The organism is Aeribacillus composti, from assembly GCF_007827555.1.
GTDB classification, from domain to species: domain Bacteria; phylum Bacillota; class Bacilli; order Bacillales; family Aeribacillaceae; genus Aeribacillus; species Aeribacillus composti.
The window spans coordinates 1-21,642 of the sequence record NZ_VISS01000038.1 but is presented as its reverse complement, the minus strand read 5'-3'; the positions used below and the strand labels follow the sequence as shown (position 1 = coordinate 21,642).

General features: G+C 39.6%; 17 protein-coding genes. 13 read left to right on the top strand and 4 right to left on the bottom strand.

Features of this window, described 5'->3' with window-relative positions; genetic code table 11:
• Nucleotides 1–105 precede the first annotated feature (105 nt).
• The 4 genes from FB379_RS16345 to FB379_RS16330 are packed head-to-tail and all read right to left on the bottom strand — an operon-like array spanning nt 106 to nt 5,281.
• A complete protein-coding gene (locus FB379_RS16345) occupies nt 106–1,260 on the bottom strand; it encodes a mannitol-1-phosphate 5-dehydrogenase (protein WP_144598414.1) in 1,155 nt (384 codons plus the stop codon).
• Between the two features lie 2 nt (nt 1,261–1,262).
• Entirely contained in the window at nt 1,263–1,697 is a 435-nt protein-coding gene (locus FB379_RS16340) for a PTS mannitol transporter subunit IIA (protein ID WP_144598413.1), read from the bottom strand.
• A 1-nt stretch (nt 1,698) separates the two neighbouring features.
• Nucleotides 1,699–3,801 (bottom strand): BglG family transcription antiterminator, encoded by a 2,103-nt coding sequence (locus tag FB379_RS16335; protein WP_144598412.1) that lies wholly within the window; start codon nt 3,799–3,801, stop codon nt 1,699–1,701.
• A 40-nt stretch (nt 3,802–3,841) separates the two neighbouring features.
• A complete protein-coding gene (locus tag FB379_RS16330) occupies nt 3,842–5,281 on the bottom strand; it encodes a PTS mannitol transporter subunit IIBC (RefSeq protein ID WP_144598411.1) in 1,440 nt (479 codons plus the stop codon).
• Between the two features lie 289 nt (nt 5,282–5,570).
• Between FB379_RS16330 and FB379_RS16325 the strand changes: the two genes are divergently transcribed.
• The 13 genes from FB379_RS16325 to FB379_RS16265 form a co-directional block, all read left to right on the top strand.
• The gene (locus FB379_RS16325; RefSeq protein ID WP_242009355.1) at nt 5,571–7,346 is read left to right on the top strand and encodes a putative bifunctional diguanylate cyclase/phosphodiesterase; all 1,776 of its coding nucleotides are present in this window, start codon (nt 5,571–5,573) and stop codon (nt 7,344–7,346) included.
• A gap of 238 nt (nt 7,347–7,584) precedes the next feature.
• Nucleotides 7,585–8,940, top strand: a complete 1,356-nt coding sequence (locus tag FB379_RS16320) for a hypothetical protein (RefSeq protein ID WP_066250043.1) — start codon at nt 7,585–7,587, stop codon at nt 8,938–8,940.
• 179 nt (nt 8,941–9,119) lie between these two features.
• Nucleotides 9,120–10,547, top strand: coding sequence for an aldehyde dehydrogenase family protein (locus FB379_RS16315; protein WP_066250042.1), 1,428 nt, complete (start codon nt 9,120–9,122; stop codon nt 10,545–10,547).
• Nucleotides 10,548–10,573: 26 nt separating this feature from the next.
• The gene (locus FB379_RS16310; RefSeq protein ID WP_066250038.1) at nt 10,574–11,575 is read left to right on the top strand and encodes a zinc-dependent alcohol dehydrogenase; all 1,002 of its coding nucleotides are present in this window, start codon (nt 10,574–10,576) and stop codon (nt 11,573–11,575) included.
• A complete protein-coding gene (locus FB379_RS16305; RefSeq protein ID WP_066250035.1) occupies nt 11,572–13,332 on the top strand; it encodes a thiamine pyrophosphate-binding protein in 1,761 nt (586 codons plus the stop codon). Before FB379_RS16310 ends, FB379_RS16305 begins: the two co-directional genes overlap by 4 nt.
• Nucleotides 13,333–13,368: 36 nt before the next feature.
• Nucleotides 13,369–13,773 (top strand): cupin domain-containing protein, encoded by a 405-nt coding sequence (locus tag FB379_RS16300; protein WP_242009354.1) that lies wholly within the window; start codon nt 13,369–13,371, stop codon nt 13,771–13,773.
• A gap of 200 nt (nt 13,774–13,973) precedes the next feature.
• Nucleotides 13,974–14,996: a TRAP transporter substrate-binding protein gene (locus FB379_RS16295; RefSeq protein WP_066250033.1), complete on the top strand. Its 1,023-nt coding sequence runs from the start codon at nt 13,974–13,976 to the stop codon at nt 14,994–14,996.
• A gap of 101 nt (nt 14,997–15,097) precedes the next feature.
• Nucleotides 15,098–15,664 carry a TRAP transporter small permease gene (locus tag FB379_RS16290; protein WP_375338819.1) on the top strand — a complete coding sequence of 189 codons (567 nt, stop codon included), beginning with the start codon at nt 15,098–15,100 and terminating at the stop codon, nt 15,662–15,664.
• Entirely contained in the window at nt 15,665–16,948 is a 1,284-nt protein-coding gene (locus FB379_RS16285) for a TRAP transporter large permease subunit (protein WP_063386816.1), read from the top strand. It begins immediately after the preceding gene.
• A gap of 591 nt (nt 16,949–17,539) precedes the next feature.
• Complete coding sequence (locus tag FB379_RS16280) at nt 17,540–18,556, top strand: LacI family DNA-binding transcriptional regulator (RefSeq protein WP_066250028.1); 1,017 nt, start codon at nt 17,540–17,542, stop codon at nt 18,554–18,556.
• Nucleotides 18,557–18,594: 38 nt separating this feature from the next.
• Entirely contained in the window at nt 18,595–19,158 is a 564-nt protein-coding gene (locus FB379_RS16275) for a shikimate kinase (protein WP_130157446.1), read from the top strand.
• Between the two features lie 63 nt (nt 19,159–19,221).
• Complete coding sequence (locus tag FB379_RS16270) at nt 19,222–20,208, top strand: HD domain-containing phosphohydrolase (protein WP_063386813.1); 987 nt, start codon at nt 19,222–19,224, stop codon at nt 20,206–20,208.
• 142 nt (nt 20,209–20,350) lie between these two features.
• Nucleotides 20,351–21,642 (top strand): IS1182 family transposase (locus FB379_RS16265; protein WP_144598409.1); only part of this gene is annotated, 1,292 nt, incomplete at its 3' end.

Sequence of the window (21,642 nt, the reverse complement as noted above, 5' to 3'; positions counted from 1 at the left end):
AAGCAAGTGGAGAGAAACGAATTGTTTTTCTCCACTTGCTTCATTTTAGGGACTTATCGGACAGCCCCGGTGTTTAAACAGGCAGAATGAACCATCCTGCTTACATTATTTCAATTTGATGAGCTGTTCATATTTTTCAAGAATTAGTTTTGTTAACGGGTCGTTTTCGTCAAGCTGGCTGTACTGCTTCAAAGCTGCAGCTGCTCCTTTTGTTTTAATGATTTCTTGCAATTCGACTGCCTCTTGGTCTTCTTTATAGTCAAACAATAGCGCAGCTGCTACGGCTGTTGCGAGATTTTCAGGTTTTTGACCGAATTCCATTAATCTTTTTGCTGGTAAAATTAATCGGTCGTTTGCGCCAAGCTTGCGAATAGGCGATCTGGCTACTCTAGTGACATTATCGGAAATTTGTTTGTTTTCAAATCTAGAGATAATCTTATCGATATATTTTTGATGCTCGGAACGATCAAAATGATAAGTTTTCGCCAGCATGTCGCCGGTTTCAGCTAGCGCGCCTTCTAAAATTGGGCGGACAAACGGGTCCAATACAGCTTTGTCGATTGTTTCTATATTTTTGAAATAGCCTAAATAAGCTGCAGTAGCATGTCCAGTGTTGACAGTAAATAGCTTGCGCTCAATATATGGATTTAAGTCGTCAACATAGGTGATTCCTTGAATATTTGGCAAGCTTCCTTTTATGTCTGTTTTTTCCACGACCCATTCAAAAAATGGTTCAACAGAAACTTTTAAAGGGTCCTCGTGGGTTTGTAATGGAACGATGCGGTCGACAGCTGCATTAGGAAAGCCAACATATTGATCCAATTTTTGTTTTTCTTCATCTGTAAGCGATTTGCGCACTTCTTCTTTTAATAATTGGCTGCCGCCGATCATATTTTCACATGCAATAATGTTTAAAGGCTGGACTGACTGTTTAAATCGTTCCTTAAGTCCTGAAGCGATTGTCGGTGCAATGATTTTTAAAATATTTGGACCGACAGCCGTTGTAATTAAGTCAGCTTGGCAAATGAGATCGATAACTTTGTCAGTTTGTTTTGCACTGTTAATTCCTTTTACACCTGTGACGGTGATTGTTTCTTTTTTTTCGCTGGCTAATTCGATGATATAACTTCCTCTTTTATTTAGCTCAGAGATTAGATTTTCATTCACGTCAAGAAAATATATTTCATAGTTAGCTTGATGGAGAAGAGCGCCGATGAATCCTCTTCCTATATTTCCAGCGCCGAACTGCAAAGCGATCATGTTTATTCCACCTCATTGAATAAATTGATTAATTCTTCTTTGGTTGCTGCATTGATTATACGGTCAACATTTTCTTCCTCTGAGCAAAGGATGGCGATTTTCGACAAGAGCTCCAAATGTTCGTTGTCTTTTCCGGCAATTCCGAACACTACTTTAGCAATGTTGCCTTCTCCATATTCTACGCCTTCAGGAATTTGAATAATGGAAATACCTGATGTTAAAATGTCTTTTTTTCCTTCGTCTGTTCCGTGTGGAATAGCTATATGGTTCCCCATATATGTGGAAGTGATTCGCTCTCTTTCAAGCATTTTAGTGATATAGTGTTCATTCACATACCCGTTTTCAACAAGTACCTTTCCGGCTAATTTAATAGCTTCCTCCTGATTGGACACCTTTGCATTTAAAACAATGTTGTCAGTTGTTAGTATTGGCTTCATCTCACTCACTCCAATTAAAAAATTTTTCTTTCATATAATGATGGAAAATCACATTCAGTTTATGATAGACGGCTGTTTCATCTCCGTTTTCAAATAATGCTAAACTGCTTTTGCTTTCAATAATAGCTGAACTGATTTGGCTTAATATTTCCAGCTTATTTTGAGTTAGCTGTTCAGGAGCTAAAAGCAGCAATATCCGGCTGATTTCCATCGCATTTCCGTCCATTCCGAGGACGTTGTCCGCTTTGTCCAAATCATAAATACGAAATAAAGGAATCAATACTTCTTCATCTTTTAAATGAAATAAAGCAATTTTTGTCCCGGGAATTCCCAATCCTCCTTTTTGTTCTCTCGCCAAAAGCTTCTTCGCAACGGATTCATCATTTGTGATCAATTTTTCTTTATGCAATGTGCGGGCGATTTCCAAAAGATTTTTTTTATGCTGTCCTGTATTTTCAAGCAAGCTCACATTGAAATGGAGCAAAACTGTTTTGATAATATCTCCCAGTTCAAAAAATTGATCGATGATGTGAATCATATCGTTTGAAGGATTTTTCCGGAAAGGAATGCCCGGAACATTGTTTTCAATTCTTTTGAATTCTGTCAGCTTTTCATTCATGTACCTTTTTATTTTGGCGATATCATGCTCATTTAACAGCGGGTTAACTGTAATATATGGCACATGACGATACGGAAGATCGGTAGTTGAAATAATAATATCGTATTGGCTGACATCCAGCCTTTTTAAATCAATAAGAGAAGCAATATGAATGTTTTCTATTTCAGGAAATTCCTTGCGAAGTCTCGTTGCCAGCATTTTGGAAGAACCGATTCCGCTGGGGCAAACAACTAATCCCTGCAGCGAAATATTCTCCATCTTTGATTCCAAAGCGGAGCCAAAATGCAGTACGAGAAAGCCAATTTCATCCTCTGATAAATGAAGATCATAAAAGATTTTTTTTACCCCTTCTTCGACAGACGCGAAAAGGGCGGAAAATTTTGTTTTGATCTGTTGCAGCAGAGGATTGTGCGTATGAATCTTCTCTTTTGAACGTGTAATAGCAGGGACAAAATGGGCTACCAACCCTTGATATAAAGATTGATCTTCCGTCAAGGGAAAGCCGGTTTTGTTGGAAACAAATTCAATGAGCGCATGGACCTTTCTTGAAATGTCTACATCTACATCAAAGAAGGAAAAATCTTTATCTTCTTTTCTGCGCGCACCTAATAAATGAGTCGCGACATAGCCGATTTCCGCTTCAGGAAACTTGACCTGAAAGGCTTTTTCCAATTCTTTGACGATCATGCGGGCGGATTCGAATTCTTTTGTGCCTTTCAATTCTTGAAAAACTTGAGGATCGATATCGATTGTTTCGCCTTTTTGGATTCTTTCCGCTGCCAGCATTAAATGGACTGCAAGAGCAATATAGGCACTGTCCGCAATAGAAAATAAAATGGTTTGCCGAAAATTTTCAAGTACTCCTTCAACCGTTTTTATTTTTTCTTCATCAATGATTTCAAAAATTTTTTCCCTTTTTTCATTTTTCTCTTCTTTTATCTGCCTTTCAATTGCTTGCAAAAAACTTTTTTCATCCAATTTCTCCATTATAATGTTTCCAAGGAGAGCCCTCTTTCCATTTTCTGGTCCAATGAGTTCTATTCCGTATCCTCTTTTTCGGATGAGCTTCAAATCAAATTGAGCAATCCATTCTTCGATTTGATCTAAATCATTGCTTACGGTTGCAGAAGTGACGTTTAATTTTTCAGCTAGTGTAAACAGTTTTAGAGGCTCGCTGGCCTCTAAAAGTGAACATAGGATAAGCACTTTTCTTTCTTCCTGGCTAAAGTCTGTGTGCTCTCCAGATCGGATATCTTTTAATAAATTTTGTTTCCGCAGCGATGGACCGAATAAGCGAATTCCTTTTCCTTGCAGGCTGTCAATATAAAGACCATATTTTTTTATCACTTTTTTTATATTTTTAAGCTCCCGGTGAACTGTTCTTGAGCTGACGTTTAATCGTTCAGCGATCTCTTTTGTGGAAATGTGTCGGTCCTCCTGCAGCATTAATTCGATGATTTCCCGTTCTCTCGCCCGCAAGTACATGGAATTCACCCCTTTTAAAGTGCACAGCTGTGCAATCTGCTTATGACTGTTCTTTTAATTTTTCTAGCAGTTCATCGTACTTAGGACTGTTTAAGAAATTCTCAACAGAAATGTGTGTTGCATTAGGAAGCTTTGCTTTTGCTCTATCTGTTAAATCTTTATGTGTAAATACAATGTCTGCGTCATCAGGCAAATTGTTGATGGCAGTGTTTGTTACTTCGATATTTAACCCAGCTTTTTGGACTTTGTTTCGCAAAATGGAAGCGCCCATTGCACTGGATCCCATGCCTGCGTCACAAGCAAAAACAATCTTTTGGATATTGGCTAATTCATTTTCTTGCAGCTCGGCATCTTCGCTGTCTTTTTGCGCTTGATTTGTGAGCATTTCTGCTGCTTTGCTTTCTTTACCTTTTAATTGCTGCATTTTCTCTGCTGCTGCTGATAAGTCTTCCTCGCTGTCTGCTTTCGCTGCTTTTAAGATGATGCTTGAGATGAGGAATGAAACAGCAGTTGCAACAATAACACCAGCCAACACACTTATATAATGTCCTTTTGGAGTCATAATCATTAATGCAATAATACTTCCCGGTGAAGGCACTGCCACAAGTCCGGCATCAAAAAGTAAGAATGTTAACACTCCGCTCGCTCCGCCGGCAATAGCAGCTAAAATTAATAATGGTCTCATTAAAATATAAGGGAAGTAAATTTCGTGAATTCCGCCCAAAAAGTGAATAATGGCTGCACCAGGAGCAGTTTGTTTAGAATTTCCTTTTCCAAACAGCATATAGGCAAGCAAAATTCCTAGACCTGGCCCTGGATTCGTTTCAAGCAAAAATAAAACGGATTTGCCTGTTTCTGCTGCTTGTTCAATTCCGAGCGGGCTTAAAATTCCATGATTAATCGCATTATTTAAAAACAGCACTTTTCCGGGTTCGATAAATATACTTGCGAGCGGAAGCAGGTTGGCATCGACAATGAATTTAACTCCGCCTGCCAAAACGCTGCTCAAAGTTAAGACAATCGGGCCGATTCCTAAAAAAGCAATAATCGTTAAAATAGCAGCGACAATACCAGCTGAAAAATTGTTGACAAGCATCTCAAATCCGGATTTAACTTTTCCTTGGAACAGTCTGTCCACTTGCTTTATAATATACCCACCAAGAGGGCCCATTATCATGGCACCTAAAAACATTGGAATGTCCGCTCCAACGATTACTCCCATCGTTGCGGTTGCACCCACAACTCCTCCGCGCAGATCATACACCATGCGTCCGCCGGTAAAACCAATTAGAAGCGGCAACAAATATTGTATCATCGGATTCACTAGTTTTGCTAAAGCTTCATTTGGTGTCCAACCAGTCGGTATAAATAACGCAGTGATGAGTCCCCACGCAATAAATGCGCCGATATTTGGCATAATCATTCCGCTTAAATAACTGCCGAATCTCTGTATTTTTACTTTAAGATTTGATTCTGCCATTGTGTTCACCCCTTTTATTTTTTTAGAATAATGTTTCTACATTTTAAATTTTAAAGCGTTATCATTGCGAGTCTCAATTTAAAGAAAAGTCAAGTTTGTCACTTTTGCTGCTGACAAAATTTATTTGAAGTTTAACCAAACGCATGCTTTTTATCCTTCTTTTTAGCTATTTTTTGGCATCTATCAGATGACAAATTTCCTGTATTTTATTACTATAAATGTAACTTCTATTTTCTGTATAAGGTGCTTGAAAATGGAATCGTATTATGTGGAGGGTATCGTAGTGGGGATGAAAAGACACGAAGCTCTGGAAGAGATTGAGAGAGTGCTGGGTATACGGGCTGTTGAAGTGCTGACTCATGTTGGAGAAGAATACTTTCGCTCCCTTGTTAAGTATATTGCAGAAACATTACATGCGCCAATAGTCCTTGTCGGAGAAGTGGACGAAACATCTTCAAAAATAAATGTACTAGCAATGTATCGAAACGGAAATTTGTCTGATGGAGATGTTCAGCCAATACTAGCTTTGGAAAGTTCTTTAAAGGAAGCGAGCTTTTACGAAAAATTAATTCACCAGTTATTCTCTAGATTAAAGGGAGATATAGAAGGCGCAGGTTATTTGGAAATACCTCTTAAAAGCAGCAAAGGGGAGATCATTGGGCTCATTTTTATTATAAACATAGAGACGACGGAGACAAAGGAGAAAGCCGAAACGATTTTTCGCTTGTTTAGGGATCGGACCGCGAAGGAAATAGCTAGGAATAAAAAGGAAAAAAGATTATTAAAGCTGGCACACTACGATTCGTTGACTAATTTATTAGAACGGGCTACTTTTCGAAAAATGGTTGATGAAGAAATAGGAAAACATCCTGAAATAAAAAGAGGCTTTTTCTTTATTGACATTGACAATTTTAAAATGATCAATGATTCTTTCGGACATAAGAAGGGAGACGAGCTGTTAGTCAAATTTGCAAAACGATTAAAAGACATAATGAAAAACGAAAACGCGCTTCTTTGCCGCAATAGCGGCGATGAATTTGTCATCATGCTGAGAGATGTAGAAAAGGATCAAGTTTATAATTTAGCTGCAAACCTTGTCAATGAGCTTCAATATCCACTAATTTTAGGAGAAAATGCTGTGTTTATCACAGTAAGCATAGGAGTTTCTTTTTTTCCTGAGCATGGTCACAATGCAGACACACTGATCCATCATGCTGACTTAGCCATGTATGAGGCAAAAAAGGATGGGAAAAGCACATATCGCTTCTATCAATCTTTTATGGAGCATCATTACGAACGTTTTCTCCTGAAGCAGGAGCTGCGGCGCGGTATTGCCAATAACGAGTTTGTCTTATATTATCAGCCGAAAGTTGACATAATTCAAAGGAGAACCATCGGGTTTGAGGCTTTAGTTCGATGGAATCACCCGGAGAAAGGGTTTCTCTCCCCATCAGAATTTATTGAGTTGGCTGAAGAAGATAATACGATTGAATTGATAGGAAACTTAGGATTGGATGAAGCGTGTAAACAGCTTAAATGCTGGCAGGAGGAATTTAGTAATAAACAATTAACGATTGCGGTCAATATGTCGGCACGTAAATTTTTTCATAGTGATTTAGTTCATCAAGTCCAGGAATCGATTTCAAAATACAAGCTGCCGTATTCTTCGCTTGTCATCGAAATAACGGAAACAACGGCCATAAAAGATTTTGAACATGCGGTAAAAATTATTCAAAAACTCCAATCATTAGGTGTGCACATTCATCTGGACGATTTCGGCAAAGGTTTTTCCTCTCTTTATTATTTGAATAGACTTCCTGTCAATGCAATTAAGATCGACCGTTCGTTTATACAACAAATCGGGCAGGGGCAAAAGGAAAATCCAATCGTCAACGCCATCATTGCAATGGCTCATTCTCTAAATTTGGATGTCATTGCAGAAGGGGTCGAGACAAATGTTCAGCTCAAATATTTGCTAGGGAAGGGCTGTCATATTATGCAAGGATACTATTTCAGTAAACCTTTGCCAGCGGATAAAGCCGGGGATTATTTAAGAAGAATGTAAATAATGATTCACTTCTGCCTCCATTTCTCAAGCCGTTTTGGGAGAGGAGGCATTTATATTTTCTGGATCGGCGTGTTATCAGAGTGCGTTTTTTCATATAAAAGATGCCGGCATATCGAGTCCGGTCTTTTTGTTTTGTAAAAATGTTTATGTGTTTGATAGACTGTGTTATGTTAAGGGAAGATCCCGTAGATTATGTATTAGTATATTTTGAGAAAGAAAGGATGAGGGAAAGGTTTTGCGCATTTTTGTGTATACAGTTTTGATAGCTATTTATATTTTATCTCGTTTTTTTCATGCCCCAGTCATAAGCTATAGCACTGGAGCTGTCGCTTTGGTAGCACTCGCAATTTCAGCGGTTTATGCCAGAGGACTATATCTCATTTCAGGTGCCATATTTTTATTGATTGGATTTGTTTTATTTATTCAAAGTAAGCAGCCATGGCATACGTTTATTTTGCATTTTGAGCAAGTGCTTGGTTTGCTTTCATTGTTTTTCGTATTGCCATTTATGAATTCCATCATTCGTGTCGGAAGGTATGATAAACATTTAAGCTTGTTACTTCAGGATCAAGCTGCTGATCTGAACCATTTATATCGGCGAAGCTCAGGAGTTTGTCATATACTCGGTCTATTTTTAAATATTGCTACAGCCCCCCTTCTTATTAAATCATTAAATGTTATACTGCATGATTTGCCCAAAAAAGTGCTAACGAAATTTTATTCGCAAAACTTGCTGCGCGCCTATGCTTTATGTCTTACTTGGAGCCCGATGGAGGTGATGGTGAGTTCAACGATAGACATTACAAAAGTGCAGTATTTTATCATTTTTCCAATTTTGCTTTCGATGGCAATCATAATGCTTGGGTTTGATTGGCTCATGTCTTCGTATAAATATAAAGGTATCCAAATCGCCTTTCATACGCCTCATTTTTTTAATAAGAAAAAGGGTTATAAAAAAGCTTTTGAATTAATCGGAATGCTGCTTTTGTTTATTTTCATGGTGTCGACTGTTCAACATTTTTTACAAAAAGGCTTTCTGTTTTCTGTTGTATTATTGATTATCCCATTTTCTGCTATTTGGTCTTTGTTTATTAAAAAAGGAAAAAGATATTTTACAGTTGCAATCCAGCATTGGAAAGAGCGGACAAGGGGATTAGCCAATTACTTTTTCATGTTTTTGGGAGCAGGTTTATTTGTAGAAATGCTGGCAGACTCGCAATTGCTATCATTTTTAAAACCTGTTTTTGAATTAGGAACTGAAAAGACGTTGATTTTATATAGTACAATAGGACTTTATTTTTTCATTACATCGTTAATTGGTTTTCACCCTTTAGTAGGTTTTGCTTTATTGTCAGAGCTCTTGCAGCCGTTTTTAGTCGACATACCATCAATTCCGCTATCCATTGTGTTAATATGCAGCAGCTTGTCGACTGTGATGTTCAGCCCTTTTAATATATCAGTATCAATTTTGTCTGATGAATTAAGCGCACAATCTTATCGGATCGGTTCATGGAATATGATTTTTGCATTAGGGTACATTGGGTTCGGCATTGTGGTAGCATGTTTTGTTGAAATGTTTTTTATGTATTGACACCGTTTACAATAAAACTTATAATCTTCTTAAAAAGAGATTATTTTCAAATTTCTCAACAATAAATATTTTTTAGATCGATCTAACAGGATTTTAGATCGATCTAAAAAGCTCGGATATTGGATCGATCTAATGGAAGAGTAAACAGAGCCAAATCGATGTGATAAGCAGGTGATTAGATGAGAAAAGCTCAGCCATTTATTAACGGATGTTGGATCAATTCGGGGCGGCCAGTAGTACAGGTGCGGAGCCCTTATTCTGGCGAAATAATCGGTGAGCAGCTGCTGTCAACAAAGGAAGATGTTGAAAATGCTTTATCCTCAGCATTTCAAGCAAAAAAAGAGATTGCAGGAATTCCAGTTTACGAGAGAGCCAATATTTTAAAAAAAGCATCTTCCTTGCTAGACAGCAGAAAAGAGACATTCGCAAAATTTATTTCCGAGGAACTCGGCAAGCCATTGAAAAACACATTGGATGAAGTATCCCGCTCGGTTGAAACATTGGAACAATCAGCGGAAGAAGCAAAACGGCTGATCGGAGAAACGATACCGGGAAGCGCTTCGCAGCGCGGAACGAAAGCATTGGCCATGACGTTTCGTGTTCCGGTTGGGGTTGTTGCAGCTATCACCCCATTTAATGCGCCGTTAAATCTCATTTGTCATAAGATCGGACCTGCATTTGCAGCCGGAAACAGTGTTGTGTTAAAGCCTGCTCCTCAGACGCCTTTAATTGCAGCGGAACTGCTGAAGCTTCTGCTTGAAGCAGGCTTTCCAAAACACGGTATTAATATGGTGCTAGGAGGAGCAGAAGTCGGTCAGCAAATTGTTCAGGATGACCGGGTCAATGTTATTTCGTTTACAGGTGGAGTTGCTGCCAGCCGTAATATATGTGACTTGGCTGGAATGAAAAAAGTGCTGTTAGAGCTAGGAGGAAATGCCGCAACCATTGTACACGAAGATGCTGATTTAAAGAGAGCGGCAGCTTTATGTGCCTTAACAGGCTACAGCAATTCCGGTCAAAGCTGCATTTCCGTTCAAAGAATTTATGTACACGAGACTGTCGTTGAGCCGTTTACAAAACTTTTCAAAGAGAAAGTGGAGCAATTAAAGGTTGGAGATCCATTATCGCCGGATACAGATATTGGCTGTTTGGTGGATGAACGAGCGGCGGAACGCGTTATGAATTGGATCAAGGAAGCAGTCCAATCCGGAGCCGAGTTGATTACCGGAGGAAAACAGCATGGGGCGACAGTTGAGCCGACTGTTCTTCTGAATCCGCCGAAGCAAAGCAAAGTTGTATGTGAAGAAGTGTTCGGCCCGATTGTCAGCATTATTCCGTATTGTACGATTGAAGAGGCAATAGCGGAAACAAATAATTCGTCCTTTGGACTTCAAGCGGGATTATTTACAAACCGCATGGATGTCATTTATCAAGCAGCTAAGGAGCTGGAAGTAGGAGGCGTTGTAATCAACGGCACTTCAAATTTCCGGCTTGACCATTGGCCTTACGGCGGTGTGAAAAATAGCGGGATTGGCCGGGAGGGGCCGCGTTATGCAATTCAGGAAATGACAGAAATGAAGATGATTGTTTTTCAAGATCCTTATTGAATGAAACAAACATGGTGGTGTACAGATTGATTGAGCTATATGTAAAAAAACCGAACGAACTAGAGCTGCGGCATAACAACTCAGTTCCAGCTCCAAAAGGCGATGAGGTAAAAATTCAATTAGTATATGGAGGGATTTGCGGTTCTGATTTAAGTGTTTATAAAGGAAAGCTCCCTTATGCAAAATATCCCGTTCGCGCCGGCCACGAACTTGTTGGGGTGATTGTGGAAAAAGGGGAACAAGCTTCATTTAAAATTGGAACAAGGTGCGTTGTTTTACCGAATACATTTTGTGGAGTATGCGATCAATGCCAAAAAGGTTTGACAAATATATGCCGGAACAAGAAATCGTTAGGCGTAAATATTGATGGAGGGTTTGCCCAAGAGTTTAACATTTCTTCCAAATATGTTTTAGCAGTGCCTGATGACTTGCCGAATAAAAAAGCAGTTCTCGTAGAGCCGCTCGCAGTTATCGTCCATGCCTTTAAAAAGGTCAATGTGGAAAAAAATATGAAGGTAGCTGTCGTCGGCTGCGGGAATGAAGGAATGCTGGCAGCGGCGCTCGCCCATTATTTAGGTGCAAAAGTGACAGCGATTGACATCAATCAGCACAAGCTTGATTTAGTTAGAGAAATCGGTGATATTTCAGTTTTCTTGCCGCATGAGATTGAATCGCTTGAAACGTTTGACGTTGTATTTGAAGCAGCCGGTACAAAGGTTTCAGTTGAAAGCGCTGTAAAATTGGCGAAGCCAGGAGGAGCTGTCGTTTTGATTGGGCTGGCGCAGGAGGCGAATTTTCCGATTGTTCATATTGTGCGCAGTGAAATCACAATATATGGTTCAATAATTTATCAATTTCCAGATGACTATTTGCAAGCGATTGAATATCTACGGGATCCTGAGTTTTCCGTCGAACAAATTGTTTCTAAAATTTTTTCCATTACCGACTACAAGGAAGCTTATGAAACGGCCGCTTCCGGAAATGCTGGAAAAGTTATTTTAAGCTTTAAGGAGGCAGAAAAATTATGAAAAAGCTGGTTTCCGATCAACTCGTTCAATATTTGGAAAACCGCGGGGTTGAACATATTTTTGGTCTTTGCGGCCACACAAACATTGCTGTTTTAGCCGCTTTAGAAAAAAGCTCCATCAAGTTTGTAAATGTAAGGCATGAGCAAATTGCTGCACATATGGCAGACGGGTATGCGAGGGCAAAAAAGGAAGCGGCAGTTGTCTTAAGCCATCTTGGACCAGGATTGACGAACGCTGCAACAGGTGTTGCAAATGCCGCTTTAGATTCCATTCCGATGGTTGTCATTGCAGGGGATGTACCGAGTCATTTCTATGGAAAGCACCCACATCAAGAAATTAACCTGCATGCAGATGCATCCCAATACGAAATATACCGCCCGTTTGTTAAACGTGCATGGCGGGTTGACCGGCCGGATCTGTTTCCGGAAATTTTAGAAAAAGCATTTCAATTAGCTGAAAGCGGAAGACCAGGACCTGTTTTAGTATCTGTGCCAATGGATATTTTCTCGAAGGAGGTCGATATTGCTTTATTTGAAAAATTGAATCATCATACGAAAAAGTTGCATAAGCCTTCTATCGATAACGAGACTGCAAAAGAAATTGTCGAGAAACTAATCAAGGCGGAAAATCCATTGATTTATGCTGGAGGAGGCATTATGCTAGCCGATGCTTCCAAAGAATTGAAGGAATTAGCTGAACATTTTGACATTCCTGTTGCCTACACATTAATGGGCAAGGGAGCCATTTCCGACGATCATCCATTAGCCTTGGGCATGACAGGCTTCTGGGGAACAAAATTTGTGAATGATATGTGTTTGCATGCAGATTTGATTTTAGCACTCGGCACAAGATTTTCAGAGGCGGATTGCAGCTCCTGGGAGCCGGAATACACCTTTAACATTCCGAAAACGAAATTGATTCATATTGATATTGATCCGAACGAGATTGGAAGAAATTATCCGACTGAAATCGGAATTGTGGCAGATTTAAAACAAGCGCTTTCCGTAATAAACCGGGTGGCGAAAGAGCTCGTTCCTAATGGAAAAGAAAATAAAGAGCTGAAACAGAAAATTTCTCAATATAAACAAGAATTTCGTAAACAGAATGAGGAACATATTCGCAATAACTGCTATCCGATGCGTCCGGAGCGGATTTTACAAGAAGTGCGTGAAGTGCTGCCAAGAAATGCTTTTATAACAACGGATGTCGGCTGGAATAAAAATGGGGTTGGACAGCAATTTCCGGTATATGAAGCGGGCACTATTTTCACGCCTGGGGGCTATTGCACGATGGGCTTTGGTGCGCCCGCAGCATTAGGAGTAAAAATAGCGCATCCAGATAAAGTGGTCGTTTCATTAGTCGGTGATGGAGGCTTCGGACAAAATCCGGCGCTTCTTGCCACCGCTGTTGAAGAAAATATTCCGGTTGTCTGGGTGATCATGAACAATCATGCTTTTGGAACCATAGCCGGACTGGAAAAAGCCCACTTCGACACAACCTACGGAACGGTATTTCGAAAAGATGGAAAGCCGTATTCACCTGATTATGCAGCCATTGCGAAGGCTTACGGTGTGGAAGGTGTAAAAGTTCAAGCTGCAGCGGAATTCAAGCCAGCATTGCAGCGGGCCATTGAAGCAAATAAACCGTTTGTGATTGATGTGGAGATGATCAATGTACCAACGCCGACAGCAGGACATTGGAATATTATGGACATCTATTCCCCGGATAGGAAAGTTCACCATGTTTCAGTGGATTAAAACATTTCCAATTAAATTATGAAGGAGGAATTGATTATGCCGAAAACGAGCGCAGGCATGAAAATTAAAGTTCTTGATCCTTTTCAAGACGCTAAAACATTATGGTTAGGGCTGGATAAGCCGGAGTTGAACCAGATTCGCAAGGTTTTCCAGCTGATTACTCCGCAAACTGTAGGATCTAAACATATTATGGCTGGAATTACGATTTTTTCCCCCGGGGAAGCAAGCTCCCTTCACAACCATCCAGAATCTGAAGAAATGGACGTAGTTATAAAAGGTTCAGGAGAAGTGGTTGATGGAAATGGAAACCGCCGTCCATTTAAAGAAGGAGACTATATGTTCATACCCGAGGGCGAATATCACCAGCATGTTAATACAGGAAATGAACCGCTTTGGTTGTTGTGGTGCTATAGCCCGCAAGGAAGCCTGCCAGAAGATTAAAGAAGCAATTTTTTGCGGGAAAACAAAAACGATCATTTTCAAAAAGATGGACTAAGAAAGGGGTTATTGACAGGGTAGAAATGAGGATAATCCATGCCATGTCAGCCCTTTTCTGCTCCCCCAAACGCCTAGTTATTAATAAAATCAAAACTATAAACCTTTCGAAAATCAAATTGATTGTAAGATAGGAGTGTGAAAAAATGAAAAAAATTTCTTTCATCTTAATGTCTTGTTTGTTGCTGTTAGTCGGATGTTCAAGCGGTTCGAGTTCGGGAGAAAATAATGAATCAGGCTCAAAATCTTCAGAAACTAAAATTATGAAATTAGCAGTGGCGACTACAAAAGAACGCTCTCTCTCAAAAGGACTTTATAAATTTGGTGAAATCGTCGAAAAAGAAACAAATGGATCTATTAAAGTTGAAGTATATCCCGACGGACAGCTCGGAGGGGATTTAGAAGTATTTGAAGGATTAAAAATGGGATCTATTCAAGGATCAACCATGTCGACTGGGCCGATCGCATCTTTCGCTCCAAGATTTAACGTATTGGACTTACCTTTTTTATTTAAAGACAGAGAAACCGCTTACAAAGTTTTGGATGGCGAAATTGGGCAAGAATTAATGAAAGATCTGGAAGGCACAGGTGTTATTGGTATAAACTACTGGGAAAACGGGTTTCGCCATTTAACGAACAACGTCAAAGAGGTTAAAAGTGTCGATGATATTAAAGGATTAAAAATTCGTACGCTTGAAAACAAGCTTCATATTGATCTGTGGAAAGAATTAGGGGCGAATCCTGTTCCAATGGCTTTTACAGAGCTGTTTACTGCACTTGAACAAGGGGTTGTCGATGGACAGGAAAATCCTGTTGGAAACGTTGCAGCTAATAAAATGTATGAGGTTCAAAAGTACATTACAAAAACCGGTCACGTGTATAATGCAAGCCCGTTTTTAATAAGCGAAAAGTTTTGGAAAACACTTTCCAGCGAAGAACAAGAGATCATAAAAAAAGCAGCTGAAGAAGCGAAAGAATATCAGCGTCAGTTAAATGCAGAAGAAGATGAAAAATTATTTAAAGAGATTGAAAAAGAGGGGATGGTTGTTACAGAGTTAACAGATGAACAAAAGCAAGCGTTTATTGACAAAGTACAGCCAATTTATAAAAAATACGGAAAAGAATTTGGTGAAGATCTAGTTGCTAAATTATTGGAGGCAGGCAAATAAATGATGACACTATTTAACTCTTAGGAGTGTGCTCACTCTTAAGAGTTATTTTCCAATTATTTGAAAGTGAGGAGGAAGTACGGTTGAAAAAGGTTGCATTTATGCTAGATAAGCTGTTGCAGATATTAATGGCGTTATGTTTAGCATCCATGGCAATTCTCGTCTTTGGCAATGTCGTATTGCGTTATGCTTTTCATTCCGGCATTACATGGTCGGAAGAAATGTCGCGTTATCTATTTGTTTGGATGGTGTTTTTAGGAGCCATCGGTGCTTTGAAAGATAACGACCATTTAGGGGTGGATGTACTCTTAAAAAAGCTGCCGCTTGGGGCAAAGCGAATTGTATTTATTTTAAGTAATGCGATTGTTCTTTATGTACTGTGGTTGCTTCTGGATGGAAGCTGGAAGATCACTATGAGCAGCTTGGAAAGCAGAGCTCCTGCCACGAATTTGCCACTCGCTTATGTGTATGGAATGGGTATTGTGGTGAGTATCGGAATGGGAATAATAGTAATATTTAATATTTATCAGGCTCTCTTTCGGCCAAATACGCTTGAAAAGCTTATCCGAATGAAAGAATCGGAAGATGAAATTATGGAAGCGGTTCATGAAGAAATCGTGGAATTACATCATGGGAAAAAACAAGGGATGGCAGGAGGTGAGAGGTAGATGGCTTTTGTTGTTTTTGTCAGCTCATTAATTGGTGTCATGGCGTTGGGGATGCCTATTGCGTTTGCGCTTTTGGTGAGCGGTGTTGCTCTCATGTTTTTTCTGAATATTTTTGACACTCAAATTATGGCACAGAACCTCATTAATGGGGCGAACAGTTTTCCGATGATGGCTATTCCTTTCTTTATTCTTGCGGGAGAATTGATGAACGCAGGAGGCATTTCTAATCGAATTATTAACTTTGCCATGTCTCTTGTCGGTCATATTCGTGGAGGATTAGGATATGTAGCGATCATGGCAAGCGTCCTTTTCGCCGGTTTATCCGGTTCAGCGGTAGCGGATACGGCGGCTCTTGGCGCTATTCTGATTCCGATGATGGTCAAGGCTGGATATGACCGAAATCGGTCTGCTGGGCTCATTGCAGCCGGCGGTATTATTGCCCCGATCATCCCTCCGAGCATACCGATGATTATTTTTGGGGTAACAAGCGGCGTGTCGATTACAAAATTATTTATGGGAGGGATCATTCCAGGGCTTCTTATTGGTTTATGCTTGGTTGTCTGTTGGTGGTTAATGGTAAGAAAAGAGCAGGTAGAAGTCTTCCCCCGAAAATCTGCAAAAGAAGTATTGTCTGCTACCCGTCAGGCTATTTGGGCGCTTTTACTTCCAGCTATTATCGTTGGAGGACTTCGGGGCGGGATTTTTACTCCGACAGAGGCTGCTGTTGTAGCTGCATTTTATGCGTTATTTGTCGGGTTGTTTGTTTATCGAGAACTTAAAATACAAGATTTGTTTAAGGTGTTAGTAGCTGCTGCAAAAACAACAAGCGTTGTAATGTTTCTTGTAGCAGCAGCAATGTTGTCAGCTTGGTTGATAACAGTAGCCAATATTCCATCAATAGCTGCGGATATGCTTGGACCGTTAATCGAGAACAAATTGCTGCTTCTGCTAGCAATTAATGCGTTAGTTCTTTTAGTTGGTACGGCAATGGATTTGACGCCTACTGTTCTGATTTTAACTCCTGTTTTAATGCCTATTATTGAAAAGGCGGGAATCGATCCGGTGTACTTCGGGGTGCTGTTTATACTGAACAACTGCATTGGATTGCTCACTCCTCCAGTTGGTACTGTGTTAAATGTCGCTTGTGGGGTTGGAAAGATAGGAATGGAGGACATTATGAAAGGAATATGGCCTTTTTTACTTGCAGAAACACTTGTTCTTTTACTGCTTATTCTGTTTCCGTCCATTGTTACCGTTCCGCTTCAATGGTTTACAGATATGTAGATTTTTAAAGTGTTTACTATCTGATTTAAAGATACTTTGATTGGACTGAAGGTATTGTTAATTTGCACATTATTTCAGGAAGGATGGAGCAAATGATTAGCTCCTTTTCTGAAATAATGTGCAGTTTTTTATGATTAAATCTTTTATTTTGCGATTTTCTTCAGATACTCGTACTTGAATGAATTTTTCCCTATTCAAAAAAGCTGTCTTTCGCACATCGAGCTTCACTCTCTTGGTGATATTCCACTGCCTCCAATCGCACGATTTCTTTTTCGAACGGGGCTTTTTTCATTTGGTATCCATATAACAGGCAAAGGTGAATCACTTGGAGCCATTTATGAAACGGTTATATGGCGGCTCCCTCCCGCCAGAAGTACATATTTGATCTATGATCTTGTCTATATAAACCGACTTCAGCCCATTTTTTCAGGTGATTTGTGGTGCTCCTGCAGCCTGAAGGGAGGTGATTATTTATAACATTTTCAAAGCCGTAAAGCATGGAAATAAACAAATTGACAACGTTTTAAATGTAAAGGTATACTTTTCTCAACTGAATTCGTTGATTAATTGCGTTAGCAGGTGATTAGACAGATGGGACGAAAAAAACAGTCCCGCGTGACGCTGCAGGAGGTTGCAAAACACGCGGGTGTGTCGAGGGCTACAGCTTCCCTTGTTGTTCGGGGCAGCCCAAATATTTCAAAAGAAACAAGAGAAAAAGTGTTAAAATCGATAAAAGAGTTGGGATATATATATGATCGTGTTGCAGCGAATTTACGATCCCACCAATCTTCAACAGTTGGTTTGATTATAACAGAGATCGGCAACCCCTTTTTCTCGGAATTATTGGTGGGCGTTCACGAAGCTTTAGATAAAGAAGGATATACCGTAATATTAGGAACGACGTTTGATTCCCCTGATAAACAAGATGCGCTGCTTGCGACAATGCTTGAATATCGTGTCGGCGGGGTAATTATGAGCCCTGTCCCAGGCAGTTCACCAGATATGGTAGAACGGTTAAAGCAATGGGGGATTCCTGTTATTTTAGTAGCGAGAAAAATGCTGTCAGAAGAGCCGTTTGATTATGTCGGAATCGATAATGTTGCAGGCGGACGGATAGCGGCTGAACATTTAATCGAACAAGGCCACCGCCGCATCGCTTTTTTGGGCGGTTTTTCTAATTCATCAGTATGGACAGACAGGAAAAAAGGATTTTGTGAAGCGATTGAACAAGCCGGGCTGGAAATGGATGAATCGCTGTTTGTCCAATCTCCCGCAACTAGGCAAGGGGGAATAGAGGCGATTAAGCGAGTTATGCAGCATCCTCAGCCTCCAACCGGGGTTTTTTGCTATAATGATGTTGTTGCATCTGGTGTTATGCTCGGATTAAAAGAACAAGGAATAGTTCCAGGCAAAGATGTGGCTGTGGTTGGTTTTGATAATATTCCGGAGTCAGCGGTATTCAGCCCTTCTTTAACAACCATTGCAGCTTTTCCTGATCGGCTCGGTGCAAAAGCTGCTGATCTCTTGCATCGGAGAATGAAAGGTGATGAAGAAGAGGCAAAAAAACTGATTTTACAGCCTGAGCTTGTAGTGCGGGAGTCAAGCTGACACACCATGATGAAGAAATCTAGGGAAGTGGATGCGTTATGAAGGAACATGTAGAAATCCCTCTTCGGGAAAAAAATATTGTTTTAATTGGATTTATGGGAGTCGGCAAAACGACTATTGGCCAGTTGGTCGCGAAAAAGCTGTACCGAGATTTCATTGATGTGGATCAGGAGATTGAAAAAAAGCAAAATATGCCCATCTCGTTAATATTTCAAAAATTTGGCGAAGATTATTTCCGAAAAATCGAAAAGGAGTATATTGTTGATATTTGCACGAACACACGCTTGAAGGTTGTATCTTTAGGAGGGGGAGCCTATTTACAAGAAGAGGTCCGCAATGCTTGTTTATCAAACTGCATCGTCTTTTTGCTGGATTTATCTTGGGACAGCTGGAAGGATCGAATGCCGCTTTTAGTCGAGAACCGCCCTCTTTTAAAGGAAAAATCAATGGAGGAAATTGAAGAATTGTTTATAAAACGACAAAATGCATACTCTCTCCATAACTCAAAAGTATCGACCAATAATCTTGATCCTGAAACAGTAGCAGATGAAATTGTAAATTCGGTGAAATTAACGTGGAGCATCTATGAACCGAACCAATAATATGAGATTATCCCTTTAAATGAATAGTTTGCAAGATGAGATTTGGGAAAGGGATTTAAAAACATGAATGTAGAAAACTTATTGTCTCCTTATCTTCAACTGGCTGATGCTGTCATTGTGACAGATAAAGATCATGTTGTCGTCGCTGTTAACGATGCGTATGAACAAATAACGGGATATAAAAAGGATTTCATTGTCGGCAGAAGAGCAGGTGTCATTAAATCTCATTTGACCCCGGAGCAAACTTATGCTTCGATGAAAAAAGCATTATCGGAAAAAAAGCCTTGGTCCGGTGTTTTTGTGAATCGTAAGAAATCAGGAGAATTATGGCACTCATCTATAACGATAACTCCTATTCTAATAGAAGATGAACTGTTTTTTGTAGGAATTTTTCGGGAATTGGAGCAGCTGGACAGCGGAGCATACGTTCCGCAGGAGCAAATAGAAGAAACAAAAAAATCAATATTGGAAGTGCTGGCGATTTCTTGTGAAATTCAAGATCCAAGCATTGAGGATCATTTGATCAACGTTCGAAAACTAACTGAAAAGCTCATTTATGCTCACAACAGCTATCATAATCTTAATTTATCAGAAGAATATATGAGAAATGTTGCTTATTCCAGCATTTTGCATGATATAGGAAAAGCTGGCATACCTGAAGGAATTTTATATAAACCAGGACCACTAACAAAATATGAACGCTTAATTATGGAGACGCATCCGTTAATAGGCTTTGACATTTTGAAAAAAATAACAAGCAAACTGAAAGATAACTTTTTAAGGCAAAGCTATAAAGTGGCCGAAAATATTATTCTCTTTCACCATGAAAAATGGAATGGAACGGGATATCCGAAAAACTTGAAAGGAGCAGAAATTCCTTTAGAAGCTAGAATTGTTGCGGTTGTCGATGTGTTTGAGGCTTTAACGAGCAGCCGTCCATATAAAGTTGCATGGCCGATTGAAAAAGCGTTGAATTTTTTAGTGGAGCATCAAAATACGCATTTTGATCCAGATGTAGTGGCCTCATTTCTGACAATTAAGGATTTTTAAACAGAAGGGGCTGTCCAAAAAGTCAGGGTAACTGACTTTTTGGAGCCCCTCATTTTTTCACTTTTAAAAAAAATGCACAAAAAAATCGTCCTTTCTAGTAAAATGAAGTTACCACACAACATTACAGAAAGGACGATTTTTTATGAGCAATCAAATGATTACTCGTGAAAATTATAACACACAAATGACACTTCCTCTAGATGGAAAAGAAGAAAAAACTCCTGCTAAAAGAAATTTAGCCCCTACTTTCAAACCATATGACAACCGTCAAGTTCAAATGATTTATGATATTGAATCGCTCATACCCGAACATCACGTGGCACGTGTCGTGGACGAAATGGTGGAGGCGATACCAGATGAACAATTGTTTTCTCATTATAAAGGCGGCGGCAGAAGCTCCTATCATCCCAAAATGATGCTGAAAATCATTCTGTATGCTTATTCTCAAAAGGTTTATTCTTGTCGAGGAATCGAAAAACTCGTTAAAGAAAATATTCCTGCCATGTGGCTTTCAGCGATGCAACAACCAGATTTCCGGACAATCAACGAATTCCGAGGCGGACGGATGAAGGTCCTAATGGATGAGTTATTTGAAGCGATGATTCTGAAGCTGATTGAAGAAAATTACATCACGATGGAAAACTACTTTTTGGATGGTACTAAAATTGAAGCCAATGCCAATAAGTATTCTTTCGTGTGGAAAAAATCAACCTTGAAATTTGAAGCGAAGGTAAGAGAAAAAATTCAAGAAACACTTCAGTACATTCAAGAATTAACCCAATTAGAAGCAGGAACAGCACAAAAAGAGGCGAAAGAAGATCCAGAAATCACGGAACAGAACTTGGAAGCCATCGCTCAAAAATTAGAAGAAAAAGTCGAAATCCTAACAGAGGAAATCGAACAGGAATCTGATACAAAAGTTCGGAAGGAAAAACGAGCAGAACGCAAGAAATGGAAAAAACCTTTAAAACGGATTCGAGAAAATTTTTTACCTCGACTAGCCAAATACAAGGAACAGAATGAAATCTTTGGCGATCGTAACAGCTATTCAAAAACGGATAAAGACGCAACTTTTATGCGAATGAAAGAAGATCATATGAAAAATGGTCAACTGAAGCCAGGGTATAATGTGCAAATCGGGACAGAGAATCAGTTTATCTTGTTTTATACCATTCATCAACGACCAACCGATACACGTTGCTTTATCCCACATATGGAGAAGCTAGCCTCCACTTCATTACCGATGCCCCAAACAGTTATTGCGGATGCAGGCTATGGTAGTGAAGAAAACTATGTATATGCAGTTGGTGATGAGAAAGAGCCCCGGTTTGAGTTTCTGATTCCTTATGGGAGCTATGTAAAAGAACAAACACGTACATACAAAAAAGACATTAAAAATGCCAAAAACTGGACCTATTGTGAAGAGGATGATTG

Bases quoted from the DNA above. Each gene is read 5' to 3' on its own strand.
- FB379_RS16345 (WP_144598414.1), bottom strand. From the start codon at position 1,260: ATGATCGCTTTGCAGTTCGGCGCTGGAAATATAGGAAGAGGATTCATC.
- FB379_RS16340 (WP_144598413.1), bottom strand. From the start codon at position 1,697: ATGAAGCCAATACTAACAACTGACAACATTGTTTTAAATGCAAAGGTG.
- FB379_RS16335 (WP_144598412.1), bottom strand. From the start codon at position 3,801: ATGTACTTGCGGGCGAGAGAACGGGAAATCATCGAATTAATGCTGCAG.
- FB379_RS16330 (WP_144598411.1), bottom strand. From the start codon at position 5,281: ATGGCAGAATCAAATCTTAAAGTAAAAATACAGAGATTCGGCAGTTAT.
- FB379_RS16325 (WP_242009355.1), top strand. From the start codon at position 5,571: ATGAAAAGACACGAAGCTCTGGAAGAGATTGAGAGAGTGCTGGGTATA.
- FB379_RS16315 (WP_066250042.1), top strand. From the start codon at position 9,120: ATGAGAAAAGCTCAGCCATTTATTAACGGATGTTGGATCAATTCGGGG.
- FB379_RS16305 (WP_066250035.1), top strand. From the start codon at position 11,572: ATGAAAAAGCTGGTTTCCGATCAACTCGTTCAATATTTGGAAAACCGC.
- FB379_RS16300 (WP_242009354.1), top strand. From the start codon at position 13,369: ATGCCGAAAACGAGCGCAGGCATGAAAATTAAAGTTCTTGATCCTTTT.
- FB379_RS16295 (WP_066250033.1), top strand. From the start codon at position 13,974: ATGAAAAAAATTTCTTTCATCTTAATGTCTTGTTTGTTGCTGTTAGTC.
- FB379_RS16290 (WP_375338819.1), top strand. From the start codon at position 15,098: ATGCTAGATAAGCTGTTGCAGATATTAATGGCGTTATGTTTAGCATCC.
- FB379_RS16285 (WP_063386816.1), top strand. From the start codon at position 15,665: ATGGCTTTTGTTGTTTTTGTCAGCTCATTAATTGGTGTCATGGCGTTG.
- FB379_RS16280 (WP_066250028.1), top strand. From the start codon at position 17,540: ATGGGACGAAAAAAACAGTCCCGCGTGACGCTGCAGGAGGTTGCAAAA.
- FB379_RS16275 (WP_130157446.1), top strand. From the start codon at position 18,595: ATGAAGGAACATGTAGAAATCCCTCTTCGGGAAAAAAATATTGTTTTA.
- FB379_RS16270 (WP_063386813.1), top strand. From the start codon at position 19,222: ATGAATGTAGAAAACTTATTGTCTCCTTATCTTCAACTGGCTGATGCT.